The sequence below is a fragment of the Oricola sp. genome (assembly GCF_022763245.1).
Taxonomy (GTDB): domain Bacteria; phylum Pseudomonadota; class Alphaproteobacteria; order Rhizobiales; family Rhizobiaceae; genus Oricola.
This window is the reverse complement of the sequence record NZ_JALEGV010000037.1, coordinates 112,575-138,740: the sequence shown is the minus strand read 5'-3', so window position 1 is coordinate 138,740 and position 26,166 is coordinate 112,575. Positions and strand designations below refer to the sequence as shown.

26 protein-coding genes and 1 tRNA gene are annotated in these 26,166 nt (G+C 64.0%); 7 read left to right on the top strand and 20 right to left on the bottom strand.

The features are described from left to right. Positions 1 to 6: 6 nt before the first annotated feature. The 12 genes from MRY80_RS17245 to coxB form a co-directional block, all read right to left on the bottom strand. Positions 7 to 414 carry a hypothetical protein gene (locus MRY80_RS17245; protein WP_293292292.1) on the bottom strand — a complete coding sequence of 136 codons (408 nt, stop codon included), beginning with the start codon at positions 412 to 414 and terminating at the stop codon, positions 7 to 9. Positions 415 to 472: 58 nt separating this feature from the next. Continuing rightward, the gene (rnhA, locus tag MRY80_RS17240) at positions 473 to 919 is read right to left on the bottom strand and encodes a ribonuclease HI (protein WP_293292291.1); all 447 of its coding nucleotides are present in this window, start codon (positions 917 to 919) and stop codon (positions 473 to 475) included. Continuing rightward, positions 919 to 1,881 carry a homoserine kinase gene (locus MRY80_RS17235; RefSeq protein ID WP_293292290.1) on the bottom strand — a complete coding sequence of 321 codons (963 nt, stop codon included), beginning with the start codon at positions 1,879 to 1,881 and terminating at the stop codon, positions 919 to 921. Before MRY80_RS17235 ends, rnhA begins: the two co-directional genes overlap by 1 nt. A gap of 3 nt (positions 1,882 to 1,884) precedes the next feature. Continuing rightward, positions 1,885 to 2,895, bottom strand: coding sequence for a 4-hydroxy-3-methylbut-2-enyl diphosphate reductase (gene ispH / locus MRY80_RS17230; protein WP_293292289.1), 1,011 nt, complete (start codon positions 2,893 to 2,895; stop codon positions 1,885 to 1,887). A 243-nt stretch (positions 2,896 to 3,138) separates the two neighbouring features. Further along, positions 3,139 to 3,891, bottom strand: a complete 753-nt coding sequence (locus tag MRY80_RS17225; protein ID WP_293292288.1) for an SURF1 family protein — start codon at positions 3,889 to 3,891, stop codon at positions 3,139 to 3,141. Positions 3,892 to 3,995: 104 nt separating this feature from the next. Further along, on the bottom strand, positions 3,996 to 4,280 hold the full coding sequence (locus tag MRY80_RS17220) for a GNAT family N-acetyltransferase (protein ID WP_293292287.1): 285 nt from the start codon (positions 4,278 to 4,280) through the stop codon (positions 3,996 to 3,998). An 86-nt stretch (positions 4,281 to 4,366) separates the two neighbouring features. Next, complete coding sequence (locus MRY80_RS17215; protein ID WP_293292286.1) at positions 4,367 to 5,242, bottom strand: cytochrome c oxidase subunit 3; 876 nt, start codon at positions 5,240 to 5,242, stop codon at positions 4,367 to 4,369. A 15-nt stretch (positions 5,243 to 5,257) separates the two neighbouring features. Further along, positions 5,258 to 5,863: a cytochrome c oxidase assembly protein gene (locus MRY80_RS17210; RefSeq protein ID WP_293292285.1), complete on the bottom strand. Its 606-nt coding sequence runs from the start codon at positions 5,861 to 5,863 to the stop codon at positions 5,258 to 5,260. A gap of 10 nt (positions 5,864 to 5,873) precedes the next feature. Next, positions 5,874 to 6,038 (bottom strand): hypothetical protein, encoded by a 165-nt coding sequence (locus MRY80_RS17205; protein WP_293292284.1) that lies wholly within the window; start codon positions 6,036 to 6,038, stop codon positions 5,874 to 5,876. A 5-nt stretch (positions 6,039 to 6,043) separates the two neighbouring features. Further along, a complete protein-coding gene (locus tag MRY80_RS17200) occupies positions 6,044 to 6,973 on the bottom strand; it encodes a heme o synthase (protein ID WP_293292283.1) in 930 nt (309 codons plus the stop codon). Positions 6,974 to 7,062: 89 nt separating this feature from the next. Beyond that, positions 7,063 to 8,718, bottom strand: a complete 1,656-nt coding sequence (ctaD, locus tag MRY80_RS17195) for a cytochrome c oxidase subunit I (protein WP_293292282.1) — start codon at positions 8,716 to 8,718, stop codon at positions 7,063 to 7,065. A 23-nt stretch (positions 8,719 to 8,741) separates the two neighbouring features. Continuing rightward, a complete protein-coding gene (gene coxB, locus MRY80_RS17190; RefSeq protein ID WP_293292330.1) occupies positions 8,742 to 9,623 on the bottom strand; it encodes a cytochrome c oxidase subunit II in 882 nt (293 codons plus the stop codon). Between the two features lie 436 nt (positions 9,624 to 10,059). Here coxB and MRY80_RS17185 point away from each other — a divergent pair, with 436 nt between their 5' ends. The 4 genes from MRY80_RS17185 (at position 10,060) to MRY80_RS17170 (ending at position 13,626) form a co-directional block, all read left to right on the top strand. Next, entirely contained in the window at positions 10,060 to 10,635 is a 576-nt protein-coding gene (locus tag MRY80_RS17185) for an invasion associated locus B family protein (protein WP_293292329.1), read from the top strand. Between the two features lie 60 nt (positions 10,636 to 10,695). Then, a complete protein-coding gene (locus MRY80_RS17180) occupies positions 10,696 to 11,487 on the top strand; it encodes a class I SAM-dependent methyltransferase (protein WP_293292281.1) in 792 nt (263 codons plus the stop codon). Between the two features lie 78 nt (positions 11,488 to 11,565). After that, a complete protein-coding gene (gene tldD, locus MRY80_RS17175; protein WP_293292280.1) occupies positions 11,566 to 12,996 on the top strand; it encodes a metalloprotease TldD in 1,431 nt (476 codons plus the stop codon). A 240-nt stretch (positions 12,997 to 13,236) separates the two neighbouring features. Next, positions 13,237 to 13,626, top strand: coding sequence for a DUF302 domain-containing protein (locus MRY80_RS17170; RefSeq protein ID WP_293292279.1), 390 nt, complete (start codon positions 13,237 to 13,239; stop codon positions 13,624 to 13,626). A 12-nt stretch (positions 13,627 to 13,638) separates the two neighbouring features. Here MRY80_RS17170 and MRY80_RS17165 read toward each other — a convergent pair whose 3' ends face one another. Both MRY80_RS17165 and MRY80_RS17160 read right to left on the bottom strand, forming a co-directional pair. Continuing rightward, complete coding sequence (locus MRY80_RS17165) at positions 13,639 to 14,640, bottom strand: AraC family transcriptional regulator (RefSeq protein ID WP_293292278.1); 1,002 nt, start codon at positions 14,638 to 14,640, stop codon at positions 13,639 to 13,641. Between the two features lie 10 nt (positions 14,641 to 14,650). Further along, complete coding sequence (locus MRY80_RS17160) at positions 14,651 to 15,487, bottom strand: oxidoreductase (protein WP_293292277.1); 837 nt, start codon at positions 15,485 to 15,487, stop codon at positions 14,651 to 14,653. A 186-nt stretch (positions 15,488 to 15,673) separates the two neighbouring features. Between MRY80_RS17160 and MRY80_RS17155 the strand changes: the two genes are divergently transcribed. Next, positions 15,674 to 15,748: transfer RNA gene (locus MRY80_RS17155), tRNA-Glu, on the top strand. A gap of 138 nt (positions 15,749 to 15,886) precedes the next feature. Here MRY80_RS17155 and MRY80_RS17150 read toward each other — a convergent pair. After that, a complete protein-coding gene (locus MRY80_RS17150; protein WP_293292328.1) occupies positions 15,887 to 17,065 on the bottom strand; it encodes an acyl-CoA dehydrogenase in 1,179 nt (392 codons plus the stop codon). Between the two features lie 177 nt (positions 17,066 to 17,242). Here MRY80_RS17150 and MRY80_RS17145 point away from each other — a divergent pair, with 177 nt between their 5' ends. Then, positions 17,243 to 18,139 (top strand): LysR family transcriptional regulator, encoded by an 897-nt coding sequence (locus MRY80_RS17145; RefSeq protein WP_293292276.1) that lies wholly within the window; start codon positions 17,243 to 17,245, stop codon positions 18,137 to 18,139. A gap of 27 nt (positions 18,140 to 18,166) precedes the next feature. Here the strand turns inward: MRY80_RS17145 and MRY80_RS17140 are convergent, their stop codons facing one another. The 5 genes from MRY80_RS17140 to MRY80_RS17120 all read right to left on the bottom strand — a co-directional run bounded on the left by MRY80_RS17140 (position 18,167) and on the right by MRY80_RS17120 (position 24,811). Further along, on the bottom strand, positions 18,167 to 20,128 hold the full coding sequence (locus MRY80_RS17140) for a 3-hydroxyacyl-CoA dehydrogenase NAD-binding domain-containing protein (protein ID WP_293292275.1): 1,962 nt from the start codon (positions 20,126 to 20,128) through the stop codon (positions 18,167 to 18,169). Between the two features lie 118 nt (positions 20,129 to 20,246). Further along, positions 20,247 to 21,284 (bottom strand): acyl-CoA dehydrogenase, encoded by a 1,038-nt coding sequence (locus MRY80_RS17135; RefSeq protein WP_293292274.1) that lies wholly within the window; start codon positions 21,282 to 21,284, stop codon positions 20,247 to 20,249. A gap of 34 nt (positions 21,285 to 21,318) precedes the next feature. Beyond that, complete coding sequence (locus MRY80_RS17130; protein WP_293292273.1) at positions 21,319 to 22,497, bottom strand: acyl-CoA dehydrogenase family protein; 1,179 nt, start codon at positions 22,495 to 22,497, stop codon at positions 21,319 to 21,321. 119 nt (positions 22,498 to 22,616) lie between these two features. After that, entirely contained in the window at positions 22,617 to 23,231 is a 615-nt protein-coding gene (locus MRY80_RS17125; RefSeq protein WP_293292272.1) for a TetR/AcrR family transcriptional regulator, read from the bottom strand. 185 nt (positions 23,232 to 23,416) lie between these two features. Beyond that, complete coding sequence (locus MRY80_RS17120) at positions 23,417 to 24,811, bottom strand: sulfatase-like hydrolase/transferase (protein ID WP_293292271.1); 1,395 nt, start codon at positions 24,809 to 24,811, stop codon at positions 23,417 to 23,419. A 252-nt stretch (positions 24,812 to 25,063) separates the two neighbouring features. Here MRY80_RS17120 and MRY80_RS17115 point away from each other — a divergent pair, with 252 nt between their 5' ends. Then, positions 25,064 to 26,152, top strand: a complete 1,089-nt coding sequence (locus MRY80_RS17115; RefSeq protein ID WP_293292270.1) for a tripartite tricarboxylate transporter substrate-binding protein — start codon at positions 25,064 to 25,066, stop codon at positions 26,150 to 26,152. Positions 26,153 to 26,166: the final 14 nt, after the last annotated feature.

The window sequence follows — 26,166 nt, the reverse complement described above, 5'->3', positions numbered from 1 at the left end:
AATCGCTCAGTTGACGCCGGTCACCGGCGCGTAGGGGTCTATCGCCGGCCAGGCGATCCACAAGAACGTCTTTCCGGGCGTCGCATAGCTATCGTCCGGAATGCGGCCTTCCTGTTTCAAACGTGCCAGCGGGTCCTTCACAGCGCCGTTCTCGACCACGTCGACGATGATGGCGTACCAGCCGTTCGGCGCCTGCAGCACGGCAGTCCTGGGAAAGTGCGGCGCATAGTGCTCGGCCAATTCGATCGCATCCGGCAGGGTCTGTCGGCTTGCGACCTGAAGCCAGAACTCGTTCGATTTCAGCGGCGTGACAGAACGTTTCACAGCCGCGCTGACTGGCCCCTGTTGCGCCAGCGCAGCGGGAGAAACGCCCGAGGCGAACACGGCCAGCGAAGCCAGAACCACCATTCTCATGAAGCGTCTCCCCCGTGGCTCAGCCTTCAGCGCCTGACAATTTGCCGCCGCCAACATCTCAGCCCTTGAAAGGCTTCATGCCCTCTCGCGCTAGTTCGTCGGCACGTTCGTTTTCGGGGTGGCCGGCATGGCCCTTGACCCAATGCCAACTGATCTCGTGGCGATGCGTCAGCGCGTCGAGCTCCTGCCAAAGTTCGGCGTTTTTCACCGGCTTCTTGGCCGCCGTCTTCCAGCCATTGCGCTTCCAGCCATGGATCCAGCCGGAGATGCCGTCTTTCACATAGGAAGAATCCGTGTAGAGCTCGATGCGATGCGGCCCGCCCTTCAGCGCCTCCAGCGCGCGGATCGCCGCCAACAGTTCCATACGATTGTTGGTGGTCTTCGCCTCGCCGCCGTTCAGCTCCTTCTCGGTGCCGTTGTAGCGCAGGATCGCGCCCCAGCCGCCCGGTCCCGGGTTGCCGGAGCATGCGCCGTCGGTGAAGATCTCGATCGTCTTGCCAGTCATCAGTCCAGTCCGTATTCGCTGGCGGCGCGCACCTGGCGGTGGAAGCGCATCTTGGCCAGATATTCCAGCGGGTCTTTCTTGACCACCAGCGATCCCTCCGGCGTCATCACCCAATCATAGAGCCGCGTCAGCATGAAACGCAGCGCCGCCCCCGCCGACAGGATCGGCAAGGCGTCGACCTCCGCGTCGGTCAGCGGTCGCACGGCGTTGTAGGCGTTAAGGAAGGCCTTGCCCTTGGTCACGTTGAAGGCGTGATCCCGCTCGAAGCACCATGCATTCAGGCAGACGGCCAGATCGTAGGCGAAGGCGTCGTTGCAGGCGAAATAGAAGTCGATGAACCCTGACAGCCGGTCGCCGAGGAAGAAGACATTGTCCGGGAAGAGGTCCGCATGGATGACGCCCTGCGGCAGGTCACGCGGCCACTGCGCCTCCAGTTGATCGAGAAGCGCCTCCGTCTCCGTTCGGAGCATCGGCTCGATACCGTCAGCATGGTCGCGGGCCTTCTCCCAGAGCGGCCGCCAGTCCTCCAGGGTCAGGCCGTTGCGGCGCGTCATCGTGAAGCTGTCGGCCGCCAGATGCATCTCGGCCAGGCCACGGCCGACCTCGGCGCAATGGACGGGTTGCGGCCGACGCAGCCAGATGCCTTCCAGAAACGTCACCATTGCCGCGGGCCGCCCAGCCAATTCGCCCAGCGTGCCGCCGTCGCGGCGCTTCACCGGCAGCGGGCAGGAAATGCCATGCGTCGCCAGATGCTGCATGAGACCGAGAAAGAACGGCAGTTCGTCCCGGTTCACCCGCTTCTCGTAGAGCGTCAAGATGAACTGGCCCGTCGTCGTGTGGACGAGGAAGTTGGAGTTCTCCACGCCCTCGGCGATGCCGCGATAGGATTGCAGTTCGCCGACGTCGTAGCCGGCCAGAAACGCGCCGAGTTCGGACTCGGTGATGTCGGTGTAGACAGCCATGGGTCAGCGATCCGCGCCGTTGAGGAAGGCCATGTCGGCCGAAGCGAGTTCGGTGTCGCGCAGGTCTCGCATGACCGGAAAGTTTTCCGTCTCCTCGACGGTGAGCGCGAGATCGACCGTGACGTCGAACCGGGCGCGGAAGGCGTCGATGATCTCCTGGACGACGATCTCGGGCGCCGAGGCGCCCGCCGACAGGCCGACGGCGGAAACCGCGTCGAGCCGCCCCCAGTCGATTTCGTCTGCGCGCTGGACCAGCAACGCCTCTGCCGCGCCGTGCCGCTTGGCGACCTCGACAAGGCGGCGCGAGTTCGACGAGTTCGGCGCACCGACGATCAGGAACAGGTCTGTGCCGGGCGCGGCCATTTTCACCGCCTCCTGGCGGTTCGTCGTGGCGTAGCAGATGGATTCCGACGATGGCGGCGTCAGCGCGGGATAGCGCGCTTCAAGCGCCGCGACAATGTCAGCTGTGTCATCCACGGAGAGCGTCGTCTGGGTTACGTAGCCGAGATTGTCCTCGTCCGGCACGGAAAGGCCGTTCACCTGCTCGACCGTTTCGACCAGCGTCACGGCGCCTTCCGGCAACTGACCCATCGTGCCAATGACCTCGGGATGGCCGGCATGACCGATCAAGAGCACGTGGCGGCCGAGGCGCTGATGGCGCATCGCCTGTTTGTGCACCTTGGAGACCAGCGGACAGGTCGCGTCGAGATAGAACATGTGCCGGTTCTCGGCGTCCGCCGGCACCGATTTCGGCACGCCATGCGCCGAGAACACGACCGGCCGGTCGCGATGCTCGGCCGGGATGTCGCCGAGCTCCTTCACGAAGACGGCGCCACGATCGCGCAGGCCGTCGACGACGAAGCGATTGTGCACGATCTCATGACGCACATAGACGGGCGCGCCGTATTTCTTCAGCGCCAACACGACGATCTGGATCGCCCGATCGACACCAGCGCAGAAGCCGCGCGGCTCGCACAGGCGGATCGTGAGGGGAGGTTTGGCAGAGATGTTCATTGCCGTGATTAGGGATCGGGTGGCGCGGGTGTCAAGCGTCGTTCGGGGGCGATTGGCGGCTGATGAGTATGCCGGAGAGAACAACCAGATCCTTCGCTGAGGCGTTTCAGCAGAAAACGAAAGATGCACGTACGGCAGCAACCGCTCCCTTGCATCGCCAAGACGCCCCGTGGTGCCCACCCAGAGGCAAAGTCGCCAGAACGGCGATCGACTGAACGATTCAGCCCACTGTGGGCGGTAGTGCTATCGCCGCCGCCGCCACAGGAAGACGCCCGACACCGCGAGAAGCGCGGCTGCCAGACCATACCATGTCGCGGCATATTGCAGGTGGCTGTTGGGCAGGTCGATATTGGTGACCCCGCCGATCGGCAGTCGCCTCGGATCGGCATAGGGGCCGGCATCGACGAAAAGCGGCAGCACTGTCTCGCCCGTCAGCCCTGCGGCAACGGTCATCGCGGTAAGATCCTTCCAGTGATACTGGTTCTTCACCGGGTCGTTCTCCGGCACGAGGAAGGACGGCTTTTCGTCGAGTGGCAGGCGCGAGAGCCCGGTGATGACCTGCTCGCCCTGCGCAAGGCTCTCCGGGCGCGTCGCCGGGTCCTTGCGGTCATAGGGCACGAAGCCGCGATTGACGAAGAGGATCGCGCCGTCCTCCAGCCGCAGCGGCTGGTACAGGTTCCAGCCAGAGACGCCCTTCCAGGTCGACAGGACGTGCTGCTCGGTTTCCGGAAGGAAAGTGCCCTTCAGTGTGACCGGCAGATATTCGACATCGTCGCCAGAGAGCATCTTGGAGAGAACCTGCGCCAGCGGGACCGGCTCGGCGTGGATGCGCGTGTCGATCGTCGCAAGCAGACCTTCCTTCCAGGCCAGCCGGCGGACCTGCCAGTTGCCGAGCGAGATGAGGATCGCCAGCGCGACAAGTGTCGAGACCACCAGAAGCCAGGGAAAGCCTCGGCGCCCGCCCTGCCACTCGGTCTGCGTTTGCGGTGCTGCCACGTAAGACTCCTCGATCGTCGGCCGATCTGTTGCGCAAGCCATGTATCACGATCATGGCCGCCGGATCGACACCGCGCGATGCCGCGGCCGCGTGATCGTGCCCGTCACTTGTTGATGACGTCTTCCCATTCCGGATGGCGCAGCGACTGCGCCTTGAAGAACGGGCATAGCGGGATGATCTTCCAGCCCCCGGCGCGCGCCGCCTCCACGGCGTGGAGGGCAAGCGCCTGCCCGACGCCCTTGCCGCGTAGCGCGTCCGGCACATCAGTGTGGTCGATGATGATCAGCCGCGGCGACACACGCGAATAGGTCATTTCGGATTCGTGGCCAACCACCGTCGCGACGTATCGCCCACCGGATTTCGTCACTTCCTCGCGAATGTCCGTCATATGCCTGCTCCGTCTTCGGGGTCAAATGCGAAGGGCGGCCGTGTCGCCACGGCCGCCCTCACTCAATTCAGGTCGATGGTCGATCATCAATGCGCGAGCGGCGCGCCCCAGGAACCCCAGACATAGATCACGAAGAACAGGAACAGCCAGACAACATCGACGAAGTGCCAGTACCAGGCCGCCGCCTCGAAGCCGAAATGCTGCTTCGGCGTGAAGTCCCCGGCCAGGGCCCGGAAGAAGCAGACCAGCAGGAAGATCGTGCCGACCAACACGTGGAACCCGTGGAAGCCCGTCGCCATGAAGAAAGTCGCGCCGTAGAGCGAACCGGAGAAGGAATAGGGCGCATGCGCGTATTCGTAGGCCTGCACGCTGGAGAACAGGATGCCGAGCAGAATCGTGATCGCCAGGCCCCACTTGAGGCCTTGGCGATCATTGTGCAGCAGCGCATGGTGCGCCCAGGTGACCGTCGTGCCCGAGAGGAGCAGGATAACCGTGTTGTAGAGCGGCAGGTGCAGCGGATCGAGCACTTCCAGGCCCTGCGGCGGCCACGTGCCGCCCGTATAGGCCAGTCGCGAGAACTGGCGCGCCTCGTCGTAGAACAGGCTGGCGTCGAAGACCGCCCAGAACCACGCGACGAAGAACATCACTTCCGACGCGATGAACATGATCATGCCGTAGCGCAGATGCAGCGACACGACGCGGGTGTGATGACCCTGATGGGCTTCCTTGATGGTGTCGCCCCACCAGCCGAACATGGTGTAGAGCACGACCAGCAGGCCGATGAAGAAGACCCAGGGGTTGGACAGCGGAAGCCCGAGAAGGCCGAACTCGTTGCCCTTCAGCGCCTGCATCCAGCCGATGCCGCCGATCGCCATGATCAGCGCGCCGATCGAGCCCATCAGTGGCCAGGGGCTCGGATCGATGATGTGGTAATCATGATGTTTGGTGTGTGCGTCGGCCATAAGCCTATCCCCGAGTTATCGTATGGTTTTCGTCTCGTCCGCCTTCGTGACTGATTGCGCGACCGGCCCGGGATCGTCAACAGCAAAGAAGGTGTAGGAGAGCGTGATGGTGGAAATGTCCTTCAGTTCTTCGGAGTCCACGATGTCGGGATCGATGAAGAACACGATCGGCATGTCGGCGGTTTCGCCGGGCTGCAGCGTCTGCTCGGTGAAGCAGAAACACTCGATCTTGTTGAAGTAGGCGCCAGCTGCCTGCGGCGTTACGTTGAAGGTCGCCGTGCTGGTCGCGGGGCGAACTGAATTGTTGTGCGCCGAATAAGCGACCTGCATGGTCTCGCCGATCCTGAGTTCGACTTCACGCTGCTTCGGCTTGAAGTCCCAGTTCACGTCGGCGGCGGTGTTGGCGTCGAACCGCACCTTGATCGTCTTGTCGAGAACCTTGATGCCCGCGGTCTGGGCGCGCTGGGTGGTGCCGCCATAGCCGGTGACCTGGCAGAAGATGCGGTAGAGCGGCACGGAGGCATAGGCCATGCCGACCATGCCGACGACCATGCCGATGCCGATCGCGGCGACAAGGCCGTTGCGGCGGCTCGCTTTCGTGGTCTTTCCGTCTTGAGCCATCACGTCCCCGTCACATCGGCCGATCGAGTATCGAAGCGCCCATCTTGGCCCAGGAGCCGACATAGACGATGATCACGAATGCGGCGAGCACGATGCCGATGGCGATCGAACGCCGGCGCTGCGCCTTCTTCTGCACGTCGGTCAGTTCGACCATTTCGGGCTTGTCGTCGCTCATCGCCGTCACCACGCCATCACCATGGAGACGAGCGCCTCGGCCAGCATCACCGTGAACAGCGCCGCCAGATAGACGAGCGAAAAGCCGAACAATTTCTTGGCCGGGATCATGGTCGCGTCACCGTCGGGCATGCGCCAGACGTTCACGGCATGACGCAGGAAATTCGCGCCGAGCAGCACGGCGGTAAAGCCATAGGCCGGACCGGCGAAGCCGAGCGGCCATGGGGCGACGGCAATCGCCGTCAGCACGACCGAATAGACGACGATCTGCAGCTTGGTGTGGCGTTCGCCGGCGACGTTGGGCAGCATCGGCACATTGGCCATGTCGTAGTCGCGCAGCTTGAACAGCGCCAGCGCCCAGAAATGCGGCGGCGTCCAAAGAAAGATGATCAGGAACAGGATCACGCTTTCCAGGCTGATGCCGCCGGTCACCGCAGCCCACCCGATCATGGGCGGGAAAGCGCCCGCCGCGCCGCCGATGACGATGTTCTGCGGTGTCGAGCGTTTCAGCCACATGGTGTAGATGACGGCGTAGAAGAATATGGTGAAGGCGAGCAGGCCGCCGGCGACCCAGTTGGTCAGCGTGCCGAGGGTCAGGACCGCGAAGACCGACAGGATCAGCCCGAAGGCGAGCGCCTCGCCGCGCGCGATCCGGCCAGCCGGGATCGGGCGCTTCCTGGTGCGGGTCATCACGGCGTCGATGTCGGCGTCGTACCACATGTTCAATGCGCCCGACGCGCCGCCGCCGACAGCGATCGCCAGGATGGCGATGCAGGCGATCAGCGGATTGATCGAACCCGGCGCGAGCATCATGCCGACAAAGGCCGTGAAGACGACCAGGGACATCACGCGCGGCTTGAGAAGCGCGAAATAGTCCTCGGGCAGCGCCTCGGAGACGCGGACGGCTTCGTTCTCGATGTTATCGACTAGCGACATTCGCTCATTTCCGCCCCGCAGGGCCTCTTTCTAACGCTGCTGCCCGATGCATGGCACCGGGCAGCGTGTTCTGTTTGTCCCGGTTGCCCTTACTTGATGCGGGGCAACTGCTCCCACTGGTGGTAGGGCGGCGGCGAGGACAGCTGCCACTCCAGCGTGGTCGCACCCTCGCCCCACGGATTGGCGCCGGCCTCACGCTTGCGGGAGAAGGCTTCCCACACGCCGTAGAGGAAGATCAGAACGCCGATGGCCGAGAGGTAGGAGCCGTAGGACGACACCATGTTCCAGCCGGCAAACGCGTCCGGATAGTCGATGTAGCGACGCGGCATGCCGGCAAGGCCGAGGAAGTGCTGCGGGAAGAAGACCAGGTTCACGCCGATGAACGTCACCCAGAAATGGATTCGCGCGATGGTCGAGTTGTACATGTAGCCGAACATCTTCGGGAACCAGTAGTACCACGCGGCGAAGATCGCGAAGACGGCGCCGAGCGACAGCACGTAGTGGAAGTGCGCGACCACGTAGTAGGTGTCGTGCAGGGCGCGGTCGAGGCCGGCATTGGCCAGCTGCACGCCCGTCACGCCGCCGACCGTGAACAGGAAGATGAAGCCGATCGCCCAGAGCATCGGGGTGCGGATCTCCAGCGAACCGCCCCACATGGTGGCGATCCAGGAGAAGATCTTCACGCCCGTTGGCACCGCGATCACCATCGTGGCGAACAGGAAGTAGCGCTGCGTGTCGAGCGACAGGCCGACCGTGTACATGTGGTGCGCCCACACGATGAAGCCGACGACGCCGATTGCGACCATGGCGTAGGCCATGCCGAGATAGCCGAAGACGGGCTTGCGCGAGAAGGTCGACACGATGTGGCTGATGATGCCGAAGGCCGGCAGGATCAGGATGTAGACTTCCGGGTGACCGAAGAACCAGAACAGGTGCTGGAACAGGATCGGGTCACCGCCGCCGTCCGGCGCGAAGAAGGTCGTGCCGAAGTTGCGGTCGGTCAAGAGCATCGTGATGCCGCCCGCCAGGACCGGCAGCGAGAGCAGCAGCAGGAAGGCGGTGATCAGCACGGACCAGGCAAACAGCGGCATCTTGTGCAGCGTCATGCCCGGAGCGCGCATGTTGAAGATCGTGGTGATGAAGTTGATCGCGCCGAGGATCGAGGACGCGCCGGCGATGTGGAGCGACAGGATCGCGAAATCCATGGCCGGTCCGGGCTGGCCGGAGGTCGACAGCGGCGGATAGATCGTCCAGCCGCCACCCACGCCATAGGCGCCGGGCGCCGACGGCATGAACATGGAGATCGCCAGCAGGATGATGGCCGGCGGCAGCAGCCAGAAAGAGATGTTGTTCATGCGCGGGAAAGCCATGTCCGGCGCGCCGATCATGATCGGCACCATCCAGTTGGCGTAGCCGCCGATCAGCGCCGGCATGACCATGAAGAAGATCATGATCAGGCCGTGACCCGTGGTGAACACGTTGAACATGTGCTTGCCGGCGTCGAGCGCCGAGTCGCCTTCGACGCCGTAGACCATCTGCGCCAGGCCGTGGAAGATCTGGATGCCCGGCTCGGCGAGCTCCCAGCGCATCATCACGGACAGGAAGCCGCCGAAGACGCCCGCGCAGATCGCGAAGATCAGGTAGAGCGTTCCGATGTCCTTGTGGTTGGTCGAAAACATCCAGCGCCGCACGAAGCCTTGCGGCTTGTGATCGGCGTGGGCGTCGTGAACGGTTGATCCAGCCATGTCTTGCATGCTCCTCGAGAGATTTATTCGGCCGAAGCCAGCTTGCGCTCGGTGTCGAGCGCGATCGCGGCCATCAGCATCTTGTTCGCCTCTTCGACGTCGTCGCGGGCGGCGACAAGCCAGGCGTCGTATTTGTCACGCGAGACGGCGCGCACGGCGATCGGCATGAAGGCGTGGTCCTTGCCGCACAGTTCGGAGCACTGGCCGTAATAGATGCCCTCTTCCTCGACATGGAACCAGGTCTCGTTGAGACGGCCCGGCACCGCGTCCATCTTCACGCCGAAGGCGGGCATCGCCCAGGAGTGCAGAACGTCGCCGGCGGTGACCAGCAGGCGCACAGTCGTGTCGACGGGAACGACGATCTCGTTGTCGACGGCCAGAAGGCGCGGATAGGCGGCCTTGTCTTCCTTGCCGTAGTCGGCGCGGTCGCCTTCCTGCAGAAGCAGCGAATCGAAAGCGACGTCCTCGCCTTCCTCGCCCTGGTATTCATAGCCCCAATACCACTGGTAGCCGGTCGCCTTGATGGTGATTTCCGGCTCGCTTTCCGGCGTGTACTGCGCGGTCAGGAGTTGGAAGGACGGCACGGCCAGCAGCAAGAGAATGAGTACCGGACCGACGGTCCAGACGACCTCGATCATCGTGTTGTGGCTGGTACGCGAGGGGACCGGGTTGGCGCGGCGATTGAAGCGCACGACCACATAGACCAGAAGGCCGAGCACCAGCAGCACGATCGGGACCACGAACCACAGCGTGTATTCCTCGAACCAGCGGATCTCGTGCATGATCCCGGTTGCCGCCGGCTGCAGGTCGGTCTGCCACGGCATCGGCTGAGCGGCCAGCGCCGCGCTCGCCGAAAACACGGAAGCGATGGATACGATGCCTGCAAGCCAGGCCGATTTTTTCAGCACGTTTGTAACTCCCAATCACAGGACGCCCGGGCCGCGGCCGCGCGGGTGACCGCCCGTCATTGACCTGTATCAATCACAGACCGCATTTCCGCGCAACTGGAACACAAGTCGAAACCATGCGTCATTTTTGCGCGCAACGCGTCTGCCACACGGGGCGCTTATTGGCGAATTGTCGGTGTTTGCCAAGTCACTGACGTGACAAAAAAACGCGCCCTGCCTTGATTTCGACCAGAAACCATGTGTGAAGGCGAAATCGGCTTCTTTCCCTTTCGTCGCTGGCTGCGCTAAAAGGGCGGACCGACGTGTTGGGCCGTTTTCGGCTTCCCTCAAGGAAGTGGAAATGAGCCTCTCCGAAGCCGACACAGAACGAATTCGAAGCGCAGAGCCTGGCCCGACAATGACCGACACCTTCCTGCCCGCCCCAGACTACCGCATGCAGTCCGGCCGCGACGGCCGCCGGCAGGTGGATGGACGGTCGGCGTGGCTGCGCCGCGCGGTCGCGTTTCTCGTCGCGCTGGCCTCTCTCTTCGCCGCTGGTGTGCCCGCCTTTGCGCAGGACACGATCGGCCGCTCCCTGCAGCCGTCCAGCGTGCGCTCGACTCACGGGGCATGGTCCATCGTCTGCGACCTGCCCCCCGGCGCGTCTTCCGAGCAATGCGTTTTGATGCAGAACGTCATCGCCGCGGACCGGGAGGAATTCGGCCTGTCGGTCGTCGTGCTGAAGACTGCCGATCGCAAGGCGCAGATCCTGCGCGTGCTGGCCCCCCTCGGCGTGCTTCTCCCCAACGGGCTCGGCCTCAACATCGACGGCAAGGATATCGGCCGCGCCTATTTCGTGCGCTGCTTCACCGACGGCTGCTATGCCGAGGTCATCCTCGACGACGCCCTGATCAGCTCGCTGCAGGGCGGCAACAGCGCCACCTTCTACGTCTTCCAGACGCCCGAGGAAGGCATCGGCATCCCGGTCGATCTGACCGGCTTCACCGACGGCTACAACGCGCTGCCGTAACCGCATGATCGCATCGCGCATGACGTGACCGGCCGGCTGCGGCCGGAAGGGAGACGTGTCGTGAAATCGGAGGATGTCGGCCGCTACTGGGAGCGCAACGCCGAAACCTGGACGCGCCAGTCGCGGGCCGGCTACGACGTCTATCGCGACGCGCTGAACACACCCGCCTTTCTCGCCATGCTGCCGGACGTCGCCGGCATGCGCGGCCTCGACATCGGCTGCGGCGAAGGCTCCAATACCCGAACCGTGGCGCAAGCAGGCGCGCGAATGACCGGCATCGACATAGCGTCGACCTTCATACGCCATGCCCGCGAGGCCGAAGATCGCGACCCGCTCGGCATCGATTTCACGGTCGGCGACGCCTCGCGGCTGCCCTTTGCCGACGGATCCTTCGATTTCGCGGTCGCCTTCATGTCGCTGATGGACATGCCCGACCAGGACACCGCGCTGGCCGAGGCCTTCCGGGTCGTCCGTCCCGGTGGCTTCCTGCAGTTTTCCATCCTGCATCCGTGTTTCGTGCCCGGCGGCCGGCGCACGCTGCGCGACGCGGAGGGCAACGCCTATGCCGTCGAGATCAGCGACTATTTCACACCGACGGATGGCGACGTCGAACGCTGGAAGTTTTCCGCCGTCCCGCAGGAGGAGCGCGACGCCGTGGCGCCCTTCGAGGTGCCGCGCTTCCACCGCACCCTGTCGGACTGGGTCGCGATGGTCGTCGGCGCGGGCTTCATGATCGAGGCGATGGGCGAACCGGTCGCAAGCGAAGAGGTCGCCCGCGCGGCGCCGTCCGTCGCCGACACGCGCATCGCGCCGATCTTCCTGCACATGCGGGCGCGCAAGCTTCGGCGCTGACGCCATTTGCATCGGGCGGACGGTTGCCCCGCCCTGCCCCCGCGCCTACATGTCGGTTGATACGAAAGGACGTCCTTCATGACCGCCGAAACCGCCGTTCCCGACCTGATCAATTCCTTCGACGTCTCCAGGGAGACGCTTGAAGGCATCGTTTCCGACACGCTGGCCAAGGCCGACGACGGCGAGCTGTTCCTCGAACACGGCGAATCGGAAATGCTGATGTTCGACAATGGCCGCCTGAAGACCGGCTCCTTCAACACCGGCCGCGGCTTCGGCCTGCGCGCCGTTGCCGGCGAAGCGGTCGGCTACGCCGAATCGGGCGAATTGTCGCTCGCCGCGCTGAAGCGGGCCGCCGACGCCGTCGGCGCCGTGACGACCGGACATGCGGGCAAATATTCCGACGCGCCGCAGGGCACCAACCGCAAGCTCTATGGCGACGCCAATCCGATCGGTGAACCCTCCTTCGAGGCCAAGGTGAAGCTCCTCACCGAGATCGACGCCTATCTGCGGGCGAAGGATCCGCGCGTGCGCCAGGTCACCGCCTCTCTGTCCGCCTCCTGGCAGGTGGTCGAGATCCTGCGCGCCGACGGCCATTTCGCCAAGGACATCCGTCCGCTGACCCGCGTCAACATCGCCGTCGTGGTCGGCGACGGCGACCGGCAGGAAACGGGCTCGCACGGCATGGGCGGCCGGCAGGAGTTCGGCCAGTTCATCGCGACGGACACGTGGCGTCACGGTGCCGACGAGGCGCTGCGCCAGGCGCTCGTCAATCTGGAGGCGAAGCCCGCCCCGGCCGGCACCTTCGACATCGTGCTCGGCGCCGGCTGGCCCGGCGTCATGCTGCACGAGGCCGTCGGCCATGGTCTCGAGGGTGACTTCAACCGCAAGGGCACCTCGGCCTTTGCCGGGCTGATGGGCGAACAGGTTGCGGCCAAGGGCGTGACGGTCGTGGATGATGGCACGATCGAGAACCGCCGAGGCTCGCTTTCGATCGACGACGAGGGTACGCCGTCCGGCTACAATGTCCTGATCGAGGACGGCAAGCTGGTCGGCTACATGCAGGACCGCCAGAATGCCCGCCTGATGGGCGTCAAGCCGACCGGCAACGGCCGGCGCGAATCCTACGCTCACGTGCCGATGCCGCGCATGACCAACACCTACATGCTCGGCGGCAAGCACACGCCCGACGAGATCATCGCCTCCGTCGACAAGGGCATCTACGCCGTCTCCTTTGGCGGCGGCCAGGTGGACATCACCAGCGGCAAGTTCGTGTTCGGCTGCACCGAGGCCTACATGATCGAGAACGGCAAGGTGACGCATCCGGTCAAAGGCGCGATGCTGATCGGCAACGGCCCGGAAGCGATGCATCGCGTCTCCATGGTCGGCAACGACATGGCCCTCGACACCGGCGTCGGCATGTGCGGCAAGGCCGGCCAGGGCGTCCCCGTCGGCGTCGGCCAGCCGCATCTGCGCATGGACCAGATGACCGTGGGCGGCACGGAGCGGTAGTCCCGCTTCGCCGCCATTTTAGACGGCCGTTTCGTCACAGCTTGCGAGCGGCCAAGCGTTACAGACACGCTCCCCGATTGTGTCTGTAACGCATGAGAATCATCCCGCAAACGATCCGCACGCGCGGGAACCAGCCGGACGCTGGGCCGTTTCTCCTCCGACGGCCGTGGCGCGGGCCTTGCGATCGCCACGCTTCGCGCTCACATTCTAAAAACGGCATATGCAAAACGGGAGGAGAGCATGAGCTACACGATCGACCGCACCTTTTCGGGCGAGACATTCGACGCGATCGTCGAACGCGTCCGCGCCGCGCTTGGCGCGCACGGCTTCGGCGTGCTCACCGAGATCAATGTCCAGGATACGCTGAAAGCCAAGATCGGGGCGGAGATCGACTCATACCTGATCCTCGGCGCTTGCAATCCGACGATGGCCAACGAGGCGATCAAGATCGAGCCGCGGATCGGCGCGATGCTGCCCTGCAACGTCGTGGTGCGCGCGACGCCGGGCGACGAGGTCATGGTCAGCGCCGTCGATCCCGTCTCGTCGATGCAGGCGATCCCCAACCGGGACCTGCATTTCCTCGCCGATCAGGTGCGCGACATGCTGAAGGCCGTCGTGGACGACATCTGAGGCGCTTCGGCGTCAGTGCAGCTGCGTTTCGGCGCGCATCGCCTGCGGCGTCCGGCCCGTCCAGCCGTGGAAGGCCCGGATGAAGGAGTTCGGGTCCTCATAGCCGAGCAGGAAGGAGATCTCGGCGCTGGAATAGTCGGAATTGGCCAGGTAGTGCTGCGCCAGTTCGGCGCGCAATCGGCCGAGTTCCTCCTGGAAGGAACTGCCGGCTTCGGCGAGGCGCCGCTGCAGGGTGCGCGGGCTGACGGCGAGCCGGTCGGCCACTTCGGCCATCGCGGTCCGGCCGCTCGGCAGCGCCTCCATCAGGCAGGCGCGCAACCGGTCGCGGAAGTCCTGTCCGGTCTGCAATTCCTCCAGCCGCGCGCCGAGCACGGGTTCGAAGGTGCGGAACATCGCCTCGTTGACGGTGACGAAGGGGCGCGCGCAGTCGACTTGCGAAAACACGATAACGTTGTCCGCGCCGGACCTTAGCCGCACGCCGAAGAATTCCTCCAGCGGCCTCGCCTGCGCAGGCATCCCTGCGAGTTCGATCCGCTCGGGCACGATGCGCTGGCGCGTCGCCATGCGCGCCAGGTTGACGAGGAAGACCAGTTCGGTCGTCGCCAGCGCCGAAGGCAAGCCCTGCCCCGCAATCGCGCCGTAGCGCGCGGCGATCCCCTGCCCCGTCGCGGAAAGATCGAGACGCAGCGGGCCGATCAGCGGCTTGAAGCGCGACAGGCGCTGCAACGCGATGTCGAGGTTCGGGCTGCAGAATGCCGCGAAGATCGGCGGGCTGAACGCCTCGGCCGGCACGGCCGTTCCCACGCGAAGCGCGAAGGCCTGATCGTCGAGCAGAACCTCCAGGCTGCGCCAGAGACGGAAATACTCATCGATGGTCAGTTCCGGCTTCGGCCGCGCGAACAGATCCGCCGGCAGGCCGGCGTGGCGCAGCAATTCACCCTTGGCCACGCCCAGATTCGTGAGGATCGCTTCCCAGGCGTAGTCAACCGCGAATTTCTGGTTTGCCGCGCTCATCCGACGTGCATCACTTCACCTGGCTCATGATCAGACGGTCGAACATCCGGTCGCCCAGCCAGCGCCGGGCGACAATCAGCGGCCGCGCGAGAGATCCGACAACATAGCGCGTTCTCGGACGCCGCACCTGCAGCGCCTCGACCACCACGTCGGCGACGACCTTCGGTTCCGAAGCGCTGCGGGCCGCATAGGTCTTCGCAGTGGCCTTGGCAACGGTCCGCGCCAACTTCTCATAGGCGCCGCCGCCGGAGAACCGCGTGATCAACTGCCCGGTGACCCCGCCGAAGCCGGTTCGAACGATGCCAGGTTCGACGATCACCACGTCGATGCCGAAGGGCGCAACCTCCAGCCGCAGGCAGTCGGACCAACCTTCGAGCGCGTGTTTGGTGGCGTGATACCAGGCGCCGAGCGGCGTATATATCTTGCCGCCCATCGAGGTGATGTTGACGATCCGGCCGGCGCCGCGCTCGCGCATGGCGGGCAGCAGCAGTTGGGTCAGCCTTGCGAGGCCGAAGAGGTTGACCTCGAACTGGTAGCGCGCCTCGTCCAGCGGCACGTCTTCCACGGAGCCGTAGAGGCCAAAACCGGCATTGTTGACCAGCACGTCCACGCCGCCGTCGGCCGCGAGGATCGCATTGACGGCGGCGACGACGTCTTCATCCTTCGAAATGTCCATGCGCAGCGGCTTCGCGCCGGCAACGACCAGTTCCTGCATGTTGTTGACGCTGCGCGCCGCGACATAGACCTTGAACCCTTCGCCCAACAGGCGAGCAGCGATCGCCTTGCCCATGCCCGACGACGCGCCGGTCACCAGCGCCACCTTCTTGCGCGTTTGCTTGTCGCTCATCGCGTTTCCCTTCCGTTGTCGGAGGGAAACTAGGCTCCGGCCCCAGCCTTGGCACTCGCCAATCACGCCAATCCAGATGCAAATCATGCCATGCGCGACACACGGACTGCTGCTTCGCCGGCGGAAGCTGAAAAAGGAGCATTGACGCGACGCCGGCACACGCCTATATGCGCCTCTCCCGCGCACGCTCCCATCGTCTAGCGGTCAGGACGCCGCCCTCTCACGGCGGAAACAGGGGTTCGATTCCCCTTGGGAGTACCAGCGATCCCGGCTTTGCCGGATTAATGGATGCCGGCGGACAGGATACCGAATCCGTTTCCCCTCATTGACACGACTAACCTGAACTGAACGAACGCATCAGATCAGACGCGCATGCGATTGCGATACTTCCCTGCTTCCTCAGAAGAAGGCCTGCAGACCGGTCTGGGCGCGGCCCAGAATGAGGGCGTGCACGTCGTGCGTGCCTTCATAGGTGTTCACGGTTTCCAGGTTCTGGGCGTGGCGCATGACGTGATAGCCGATCTGGATGCCGTTGCCGCCATGCATGTCACGTGACATTCGCGCGATATCGAGTGCCTTGCCGCAATTGTTGCGCTTGATCAGCGACACCATCTCCGGCGCGAAGCTGCCCTCATCCATCAGACGCCCCACGCGCAGGGCCGCCTGCAGACCCAATGTGATTTCGGCCTGCATGTCGGCCAGCTTCTTCTGGAAGAGCTGCGTCGCGGCCAGCGGACGATTGAACTGGTGCCGTTCGAGACCGTATTGCCGGGCGCGATGCCAGCAGTCTTCTGCCGCGCCCATCGCGCCCCAGGCGATGCCGTACCGGGCCCGGTTTAGGCAGCCGAAGGGGCCGCTCATGCCGGCGACATTCGGGAGCATGGCGTCGGCCGGCACTTCCACGTTGTCCAGCACCACTTCACCGGTAATCGAGGCGCGCAGGCTCAACTTGCCGCCGATCTTCGGCGCCGACAGGCCTTTCATGCCTTTTTCCAATATGAAGCCGCGCACCCGGTCGTTCTCGTCCTCGCACTTCGCCCATACGACGAAGATGTCGGCGATCGGCGCGTTGGAAATCCAGGTTTTGCTGCCGGAGATGCGATAACCGGCATTGGTCCTGATCGCCCGTGTCTTCATTCCGGCCGGATCGGAGCCGGCGTCCGGTTCGGTCAGACCGAAGCAGCCGACATAGTCGCCGCTGGCCAATTTCGGCAGATATTTGCGCCGTTGGTCTTCGGAGCCATAGGCATAGATCGGATACATGACGAGCGAGGACTGCACGCTCATCATCGAGCGATACCCTGAATCGACACGCTCGATCTCGCGCGCGACCAGGCCGTAGGACACGTAGGAAGAAGCGGCGCAGCCATAGTCCTCCGGCAATGTCACCCCGAGCAATCCGGCCTCTCCCATCTGCCGGAAGAGATCGGGATCAGTCACCTCGTCCTGATAGGCCCGCTCGACGATCGGCGCGAGCTTGTCGGCGGCGAATGCCGCCGCAGTGTCACGGATCATGCGTTCTTCTTCGGACAATTGCCCTTCGAACAGAAAAGGATCCTGCCACGCGAAAGGGACCATCCCCGAACGGCTCGATGTGGGATGCTGGGCCATGGCACTGATATCCTGTTTCACAAAGATAAGATCACAACCTCCCTACCCGACCGAACGCCTCTCCAGAAAGCGCTATGAATACCTGACTTCATGCATTATATGCATGTTACCGTGCGAAATCGACGCTATCTTCCATCCCTGAGCATGCTGACGGCCTTCGACGCCGTGCTGCGCACGGGATCGGCGAGCGCGGCGGCACGAGACCTTCAATTGTCTCAGGGCACCGTCAGCCGGCTGATCCAGAATCTTGAAGGCCAACTCGGACGCGAACTCTTCCTCAGGGAAAAGAAGCGGCTGCTGCCCACGCAATCGGCGATCGATTTTGGCCGGGACGTTTCGACCGCCCTGGATCTCATCCAGCGGTCCAGCATGCGCCTGTCGGCGAATCTCGACGGGGGATCGTTGGCGCTGGCGATCTTGCCCGCTTTCGGCACGCGCTGGCTCGCGCCGCGACTGGCAACTTTCGTCGCCGACAATCCCGGCATAACCATCAACCTGTCCACGCGAATACAGCCGCCGGATTTCAGTTCCGACGGCTTCGACGCGGCGATCTATTTCGGACCGGAAACCCGGTCACCCGCCCATCACCTGAAGCTCTTCGACGAGCGGCTTGTCGCCTGTGCCGCACCGTCGCTCTTGGAGCAGCACCCAATCGCGTCACCCGCCGACATGCGCGGACTGCAATTCTTCCAGATCGAAACCAGGCCCTCGGCCTGGAGGTCATGGTTCGATGACCAGGGGACAAAGGCGCTTGACGTGTCGGGGATGCTCTTCGATCAATTCGCGCCGATGATCGAAGCGACCATCGCCGGTCTGGGCGTCGCGCTGCTGCCTGAATACATCGCGGAATCCGAGATCGCGACGGGCCGGCTTTCGCCGATCCTGACGAAGACGGTCACCGGTACCGGGGCCTATTGGCTTGCATGGCCTAGCGACCGGGCGCAGCACAAGCCGCTGATAGCGTTCCGATCCTGGCTGGAAAACGAGATCGCCGCGGAGGGCGAGAAAGCCCCCGCCACGGCATTCGGCCAGACGCCCTGAAAAGCCCCCAACTCGGGCGCAGCATATTCATTGCGATGACGTGCGAAAATGCTCGTCCCAGTACATCGGCCCGCCGAGGTCGCGCGGAAAACCGTAGCCATTGACCCAGACCACGTCGATGTCGGAGGCCCTCGCGGCAACGCCCTCTTCCAGGATGCGCCGGCCCTCGTCAATCATCGGACCATGAGTGCGGTCGATGATCTCCTGTTCGCCGACGGTGCGCCGGGCGATGCCGCTTTCTGCCGCCAGTTCCTCGATCAGCGCGGCGACCTCCGCATCGGGCTTCGGGTCGCGCCCGTTCTCGTAGCGATACCATCCCTTGCCGGCCTTCTGGCCGAGGCGGCCGTTTTCACAGAGCCGGTCGGGAAGCAGATCGACCTTTCCAAGCGCTTTCCGGTTGCGCCAGCTGATGTCCAGGCCGGCGAGGTCCTGCATCTGGCACGGCCCCATCGGCCAGCCGAAATTGCGGAACGCCGCATCGACATCCGCCGGGTCTGCTCCGTCGAGCAGCAATCGCGACAGTTGTGAATTGCGGGCCTGCAGCATCCGATTTCCGACGAAGCCGTGGCAGACTCCGACCACGACCGGCTGCTTGCCGAGCCGGCGCGCGACCTTCAGCACCGTCGCGATCACTTCGGGTGCCGTATCCGCGCCGCGAACCACTTCAAGCAGCCTCATGACATTGGCGGGCGAGAAGAAGTGGAGGCCGAGCACGTCCGAGGGACGACGCGTGGACCGGGCGATCTCGTTCACGTCCAGATAGGACGTGTTGGTCGCCAGAATCGCCCCGGGTTTCGCGATGGCGTCGATCTCGGCGAAGATCTGTTTCTTGACGGCCATGTCCTCGAACGCGGCCTCGATGATCAGGTCGGCCGCCGACAGCGCCTCGGCCTCCGTCGTCCCGGAAACCCGGCCAATCCGGCCATCCGCATCCTCCCGCGAGAGCGAGCCGCGCGTAACCGAGCGATCGTAGGTATCGCGGATGCGCTTCATGCCTCTCTCGAGTGCGGCATCGCCGGTTTCGCGGACCACCACGTCGAAGCCGCTGTTGGCGAACGCCATGGCGATGCCGCTTCCCATCGTGCCCGCACCGATCACGGCGACCGACTGCACGGTGCGAGGCGGGGCCGCGTCAACCGTTTCCACCGGCTTCGCCGCAGCCCTCTCGGCGAAGAACAGATGCCGGAGCGCCCGAAAGCGCGGGCTTGCGGCGGCGGCATCGAAGAGGCGCCGCTCTTCGATCATCGCATCGTCGAAAGAGAGATCGATGGCGTTTCTGACGGCTTTGGCGACCTGCTCTGGCGCGGAAGATCGCGCCTTGCGGCAGAGTTCCGCGGTCATTTTCGCCAACTGCCCGTCATCCGTCCGCTCCGCGGGGCGTGCACGGCTGGAAACCGGCGAAGGAATGTTTCCGGCAGCGATCCTGTCGGCCAGAAAGCGTACCGAGCCTGCGACGAGATCACTGTCGAATAGAACGTCGACCAGTCCGAGATCGCGGGCGGATGTCGCGTCCAGCATGTCTCCGGTGCCGGCCAATTTCAGCGCGGCCTCCGCGCCGGCGAGATAGGTCGTGCGAACCGTGCCGCCCGCCCCCGGCAGCAGGCCGAGCTTGACCTCCGGAAGGCCGATTTTCGCGTCTGCGATTGCCGAGCGAAACGTGCAACCAAGCGACAGTTCGAAGCCGCCACCGAGCGCGGTCCCGTGAATGGCGGCGACGCTGGGTTTGCCGATACGTTCTAGCGTGTCGATCAGGTCGCGCAGCATCGGGTGCCTGACCAGTCCCAGTTCCTCGATATCCGCCCCGGCGACAAACGTCCGGCCGGCGCAGGCGATCACCAGCCCGGCGATCGCGTCGTCACGCGCCACCTCGTCGAGCCGCGCCGCGATCAACTTCCGCAACTCGTGCGACAGCGCGTTGACCGGCGGTCGGTCGATCGTGAGGATCGCGATCCCGTTTGACCGCTCAAGACCTACTGACATGTCCGCCATCACGGGCTCTCCATTGCTTTCACGATTCTGTGTTCGACGCTGGGCGGAAGCCCGAGCATGGCGGGAATGGCACTGAGAAAAGGGAATCGGCCTCGAAGAAGGGTGGGCCGTTCCGGATTCAACTCAATGCGATGCTGGCGTCGTTGGCGACGAGACGCGCCAGGCACGCGCGACTGTCACCGAACGAGAGCCGGTCGGCGGTGAGGCGCGCGAAGAGGCGGCCCGTGAGGCTTTCCATCGTCATGCCGATACCGCCGTGAAGCTGCACCGCGGATTCACCGACGGTCTTGGCCGCAGCGTTCAGTTTGAATTTCACCGCGTCCAACGCATGCGCCCGCTCATTCTGAGGGGCGTCATAGAGGCGAACGCCGTAGTCCAGCATCGCGCGGGCGGTTTCGAGTTCGACATACATGTCCACGGCTGCGTGCTGCAGCACCTGAAACGACGCGAGAGGCTGGCCGAATTGCTGCCGGGTGCGCAGGTAGTCGACGGTCAGGTCGAGCAGCTTTTCCATGCAACCGAGCATGTCCGCGCAGACCGCAAGCAAACCACGAGCCCGCGCATCGGCGATCAGCCGATCCGCCTCGTCGCCCTTGGCCAGGAGCGCGGCTTCGTCGACGCCCACGGCGTCGAACACGACATCGGCACCCGCGCCGGAGGCGGCCGGTTCATAGGGTACGCGCGTGATCCCGTCGGTCTCGGTGTCGAGGACGAACAGTGCCGGAGCGTCGTCAAGCGATGCCGACAGCACGATGATTCCAGCCTTTGAACCTGACGGGACAAGCGTCTTCACGCCGCTGATCACGAACCCGCCGCCAGCGGCACGTGTCGCCGTCACGGGCGCCAAGTCGTCGAGCGCCAGTGTGGCGATCCGTGTGCCGGCGACACAATCCGCAAGCAGGCCGGCGACGGCTGGATGCGACGATTGCGCGGCCAGCAACGGCATGGCGAGGATCTCGGCGCCCAGATAATGCGTCGAGACGCCCGCCTGCCCGAAGCCGTGGGCGAAGAGGAGCAGTTCGGCCAGCCCCAGCCCCGCGCCGTCGTCGGCCTCAGAGATCGTCAGGCCGAGCATTCCCAATTCTGCAAGCTGGGTCCAGACGGCGTCGGCGTCGCTGGTCGAAGACAGAATGCCTTCGATGCTGTCCTGGAGCATTCGGTGTTCGTCGGTTAGCGCTTTCACGGCAGCCTCACAGGTTCAGGATCGTCTTCGCGACGATGTTCTTCTGGATCTCGTTGGAGCCGCCATAGATGGAAACCTTTCGGAAATTCAGATAGTTGTTGAGCGCGGCCGCAGCGGCCAGCTCTTCCTCGGCCGCGCCATGGGCGTCCGTCACATCGCCGGGCGCGCGCAAGGCCGCTGGCCCCTCGAGTTCCATCAGGAGTTCCGAGGCGCGCTGCTGAAGCTGCGATCCGCGCAGCTTCAGGATCGATGACGCCGGGTCTGGCGTGTTGTCTCCCTGGCCGGCGCGCGCGAGGATCTGCATCTGCGTCACCTCCAGGGCCTTGAGTTCGACTTCGAGGCGGATCACCTCCGCGCGAAACAGCGGATCATCCCAGACGCCCTTTGCCTGCGCGCGGCGCCGGATGCGCGCGACGCGTTCCTTCGACAGACCGATCCGCGCGATCCCCGACCGCTCGTTTGCCAGCAGGAACTTGGCGTAGTCCCAGCCCCGATTTTCCTCGCCGACCAGATTTTCGGCGGGCACGCGCACATCGGAGAAGAAGACCTCGTTGACCTCGTGCCTTCCGTCGAGCGTGATGATCGGGCGCATCTCCACGCCGGGCGTGTTCAGGTCGATCAGGAGAAACGAGATTCCGCGCTGCTTCTTCGCGTCGGGATCCGTCCGCACAAGGCAGAAGATCCAGTCGGCATATTGACCGTATGTCGTCCAGGTCTTCTGGCCGTTGACCACGTAGTCGTCACCGTCGCGCACCGCCCTCGTCTTCAGTGACGCCAGGTCGGAACCGGCATTCGGCTCCGAGAAGCCCTGACACCACCAGTCGTCGCAATTTGCAGCGCGCGGCAGGAACTTCCGCTTCTGGTCCTCGCTGCCGAAAGCGGCGATCACAGGTCCGACCATGTAGCAGTTGAACTGCAATGGCAGCGGCACCGCGTTGAACTGAAGTTCCTCGGTGAAGAGGTAGCGCTGTGTAGGCGTCCAGTCCTTTCCGCCCCATTCCACCGGCCAATGGGGGACGGCCAGACCGTGCGCATTCAGGATCTGTTGCGAGGTGACGATGTCATCCTTCGCTAGGGGCTGGCCGGCGCTGACTTTCGCCCTGATTTCGGAAGGCACTTCCGACTGGAAGAAGTCGCGCATCCGGAACCTGAATTCCTGATCCTCCCGCGAGAGAAACGCGTCCAACGAAGATGACTTCTCCACTCGCTCGGCGTGCATGGCGATCCGTTTTCCGACTTAGTTACCGTCTGGCCGGTAATATAAATAACCGCGCTTTGTGTCAACGCCGATGTCCGGGTCATCAGCTAGTCCTTCGAGAGGCCGGCGAGGATGGTCTTTGCGTAGCTTTCGGCGATCTGCGGCGCAGTCTGAGGCCCGTCCGCGCGGTACCAGCGGGCCATCCAGTTCAACATGCCGAGAATGCCGCGCGCGAATGTCGGGATGTCCGACACGACGAACGCGTTGTCGCGAACCCCGTTTTCGAGCAGTTCCTCCAACAGGCGCGTATAGGCCTTCCGGGCGGCGACCTGTTGGGGCGTGTAGTTCGCCAGTTCGTCCCCGCTGCGGCCGAAAAAGCTGGCGCGATACCGTTCCCCGTGCTCGGAGAAATACGCCGCGTGGGCGGACATGAAGCTGGTTAGCTTCGCGCGATGATCCGTTTCAGCAGCGATTGCCGCAGAAGCGTACCGATAGAGCTCCTCGAGCGTGTCGAGAACGATGGTCTCGAACAGCGCCTGCTTGGTCGGAAAGTAGTGGTAGAGGCCTGCCTTGGTCACGCCGACCGCATTGGCCACGTCCTGAAGCGAGGTCGTGTCGTACCCCTTCTCCGCGATGAGAGAGGCTGCCGCGTCGCAAATCGTCCGGACGGGATCCTTGATCGTGGGCGGCCGGCCAAGCCGTGACCGATTTTTCTTCGTCATCGCGACGACAGCTATCCCATGGAGGTCATGCAGGCAATTCCCGCCCGCGCCGCATTCCCCCGAGATGCTTTCGTTTTCGGCCCCGCGCGCTCTTCAATGCTTGCGGCGGACGACGAGACGACCATCGTCCCCGCGAGGCCGGGCTCCTGTGCGGACCAGCCCGGCCTCCGTAGTTCCACGGATCGTCAGGCAGTGAATTCCTGCACCAGCCGCCCGAACAGTTTCTCCACGATGGCGGGGTTGGCGTCCGCGATGTTGTGCTCCTCATGCGGATCGTTGCGCCTGTCGAACAGCATCGGAGCGGTCAGCTGGCCGTCCCAGCGCCCCGCCCTTATCTCGGGATTGGTGATCGTCGGGACGTAACCGACAATGAGCTTGTAGTCCTCGTCCTGAATGGACCGCCACGGCCCCATGCCGGACACCCGGACCGGTTCGTCGCCACTCGTTTCCTCGCCACGCAGATACGGCGCAAGCGAGACGCCGTCGCCCTTGCTCAACTGGTTCGCGCCCGCGATCTCCAGGAAGGTCGGAGCAAGGTCGATGAGAGATACCGGCTGGTTGACCGTGCCGGTTCCGACGCCCGGTCCGTAGAACACCATCGGCACGCCGACAGAGGGGGAATACGGCACGAGCTTTCCCCATTTGCCGTTTTCGCCGAGCATCTCTCCGTGATCGCTGGTGTAGATGATCACGGTGTTTTCCAACTGACCGGTTTCCTCCAGCAGATCCAGGAAAGCACCCACCCGCGCGTCGATATTCTCGATCATGGCGACATAGTTGCGGGCGATCTTGTGATACTTCTCTTCCGTGATGTCGGTGCCGTTGCGCAGTGGCGGATAGGTCCTGCCGTTCTGGCCGTCCTTCATGGATTCCGTGATGTCCATGGGTTCGTGGGGCCCCCTGAAATTGACCTGAAGGAACCACGGCTTTTCGCCGCCGGCGAACTCGCGCATGATCGCCTCGGCGCTCGCCGCCACGTAATTGTCCCCGTAGGCGAAATCGGGAAGCTTGGTCGGGTCGGTGTTGCGGTAATTGGGGAAGGGCCGGCCGGCGAAATCATCCAGGTGAACCTTGTCGAGGCCGTGATCGGCCAGGAACGAGAGATACGGCTCCGGAATTCCGGCTTCCGCCGCCCAGATGCCGTCATGCTTTCCGGCCGAATCCAAGCCATGCGTGAAACCGAGAGCGTTCCAGACCGAACGTCCGCCGGACATGTGCTGACCGTCGCGTCCCCAGCTCTGGTCTTCCTTTCTCAGGTCCGATTTGCCGCATGCGGCAACGGCATATCCCGACTGCTGAAGCCGGGCATAAAGGTTTTCCTCGTCCATCGGCAGCAGACCGTCATTGTCGAGCGCGACCCCGTTCTTGCAGTCCGACGTGGCCCGACCGTAGTTCTGGCCGCGCGCCATGCAGATCCGCGACGGCGCGCAAAGCGGCGCCGGACAGATCGCGTCCGCGAAGACCGTCCCGGCTTCCGCCAAGCGGGACAGGTTCGGCGTGCGGACGAAGCTCGCGCCCGACCAATCGGTCCAGTCGCCGCGGTGCTGATCCGAAACTACAAACAGAAAATTGGGGCGCATATGGTTACCTTTCAAAGGGCTTGAGCGCGTATGAACGAGGCTGTCGGAGCGATACCGTGTTGCGCGCAAGCGCATCCAAAACCTTTTGGGCTCGACGGCAACTTAGAAACAGAGGGCCGGGCGAACTGTTTTCCCGCTTACAATATCGGACGGGCGATGCGGTACGATCTGCGCGGCGAGCGAGAGGACGACTCTCCCGCCATAACTACAAGAATAATATCAAAGATTCACGGCAAGCAGGGAGTATCCACGATGGCTAGAACGCCGAGAAAATCCATCAGCTTCGCAATCGCCTTGGCAACCACAGCAGCATTCGGGCCGATCACCGTTGCTAGTGCGCAAGACGTTGATTTCGAAGGCGAAACTGTCGAGATCATGGTCAATTTCGCTGCCGGCGGCGGCACGGATACCGCCGCTCGCCTCGTCGCGCCCTACATCGCGAAACACCTGCCGGGCAATCCGAACGTCATCGTCACCAACCGGCCGGGTGCCGGGGGCAATACCGGCGTCGGCTACCTGATCGATTCCGTCGCGCCGAATGGCATGACGATCGGATATTTCTCAGGCACGCTCATGTTTCTCGCACAAGCTGACGACAGCCTGCCCGCGCGCGCGAAAGACCTGCACTTCGTGGCCGGCAGAAGCGTGAACCATGTCCTCGTGACCAGCACGGATGCGGGCCTGACGGCCGACACGCTGCCCGGATACTCGGACCGCTTCTTCCTCACCGCGAACACGCCGGACAACGCCCAGGCCTTGCGCCTGCGCCTCCTCTGCAGCGCGATCGGCGCCGACGGGTTCCGGCTGGTCAGCGGCTACACGACGCAGGGCCGCATGGTCAGCGCGGTGCGCGCCCAGGAAGCGGAAATCGCCATTACCAACGATTCCTATTTCGGCTCCAACCGTGAAGCCATCACCGGCGACGGCGTCCTGGTTCCGCTCGGCCAGATGGGAGAATTCATCGACGGCAAGATCGTCGCCCAGAAAGGGCTGGAGGATATTCCGGTCTTCGACAACATCTGGCGCAGCGCCGCTCCGGACAGCGTCGACAGCGCCGCATATCGCGGCTGGGAAACGTTCCACAAGGCCATGGCGATGCAGCATGCCTTCGCCCTGCCGATCGAAACGCCGCAATCCTACCAGGATGCCTGGGAGACGGCGATCCTTGAGGCCTATACCGACCCGGACTATGTCGCGCAGCTCGAAAAGATCGGCGTGCCTGTCCCGTCGGCGATCTCGGCTGACGCGATCGAGGCCCTTCTCGAAGAGAACATGCAGGTCTTCGCATCCGAAGACGTCCGCAGCGCGCTCGACGAAGCCATCGCTGCGAACATGGAATAGTCGGGCGAAGCACC

Coding starts and splice junctions, on each gene's coding strand:
- MRY80_RS17200 (WP_293292283.1), bottom strand. CDS start 6,973: ATGTCGCTAGTCGATAACATCGAGAACGAAGCCGTCCGCGTCTCCGAG.
- MRY80_RS17245 (WP_293292292.1), bottom strand. CDS start 414: ATGAGAATGGTGGTTCTGGCTTCGCTGGCCGTGTTCGCCTCGGGCGTT.
- ispH (WP_293292289.1), bottom strand. CDS start 2,895: ATGAACATCTCTGCCAAACCTCCCCTCACGATCCGCCTGTGCGAGCCG.
- MRY80_RS17205 (WP_293292284.1), bottom strand. CDS start 6,038: ATGAGCGACGACAAGCCCGAAATGGTCGAACTGACCGACGTGCAGAAG.
- MRY80_RS17120 (WP_293292271.1), bottom strand. CDS start 24,811: ATGCGCCCCAATTTTCTGTTTGTAGTTTCGGATCAGCACCGCGGCGAC.
- MRY80_RS17165 (WP_293292278.1), bottom strand. CDS start 14,640: ATGAGCGCGGCAAACCAGAAATTCGCGGTTGACTACGCCTGGGAAGCG.
- MRY80_RS17115 (WP_293292270.1), top strand. CDS start 25,064: ATGGCTAGAACGCCGAGAAAATCCATCAGCTTCGCAATCGCCTTGGCA.
- MRY80_RS17210 (WP_293292285.1), bottom strand. CDS start 5,863: ATGGCTCAAGACGGAAAGACCACGAAAGCGAGCCGCCGCAACGGCCTT.
- MRY80_RS17235 (WP_293292290.1), bottom strand. CDS start 1,881: ATGGCTGTCTACACCGACATCACCGAGTCCGAACTCGGCGCGTTTCTG.
- MRY80_RS17160 (WP_293292277.1), bottom strand. CDS start 15,487: ATGAGCGACAAGCAAACGCGCAAGAAGGTGGCGCTGGTGACCGGCGCG.
- MRY80_RS17185 (WP_293292329.1), top strand. CDS start 10,060: ATGCAGTCCGGCCGCGACGGCCGCCGGCAGGTGGATGGACGGTCGGCG.
- MRY80_RS17125 (WP_293292272.1), bottom strand. CDS start 23,231: ATGACGAAGAAAAATCGGTCACGGCTTGGCCGGCCGCCCACGATCAAG.
- MRY80_RS17140 (WP_293292275.1), bottom strand. CDS start 20,128: ATGGCGGACATGTCAGTAGGTCTTGAGCGGTCAAACGGGATCGCGATC.
- ctaD (WP_293292282.1), bottom strand. CDS start 8,718: ATGGCTGGATCAACCGTTCACGACGCCCACGCCGATCACAAGCCGCAA.
- MRY80_RS17170 (WP_293292279.1), top strand. CDS start 13,237: ATGAGCTACACGATCGACCGCACCTTTTCGGGCGAGACATTCGACGCG.
- MRY80_RS17150 (WP_293292328.1), bottom strand. CDS start 17,065: ATGGTCCCTTTCGCGTGGCAGGATCCTTTTCTGTTCGAAGGGCAATTG.
- MRY80_RS17145 (WP_293292276.1), top strand. CDS start 17,243: ATGCTGACGGCCTTCGACGCCGTGCTGCGCACGGGATCGGCGAGCGCG.
- rnhA (WP_293292291.1), bottom strand. CDS start 919: ATGACTGGCAAGACGATCGAGATCTTCACCGACGGCGCATGCTCCGGC.
- MRY80_RS17135 (WP_293292274.1), bottom strand. CDS start 21,284: ATGCTCCAGGACAGCATCGAAGGCATTCTGTCTTCGACCAGCGACGCC.
- MRY80_RS17220 (WP_293292287.1), bottom strand. CDS start 4,280: ATGACGGACATTCGCGAGGAAGTGACGAAATCCGGTGGGCGATACGTC.
- tldD (WP_293292280.1), top strand. CDS start 11,566: ATGACCGCCGAAACCGCCGTTCCCGACCTGATCAATTCCTTCGACGTC.
- MRY80_RS17215 (WP_293292286.1), bottom strand. CDS start 5,242: ATGGCCGACGCACACACCAAACATCATGATTACCACATCATCGATCCG.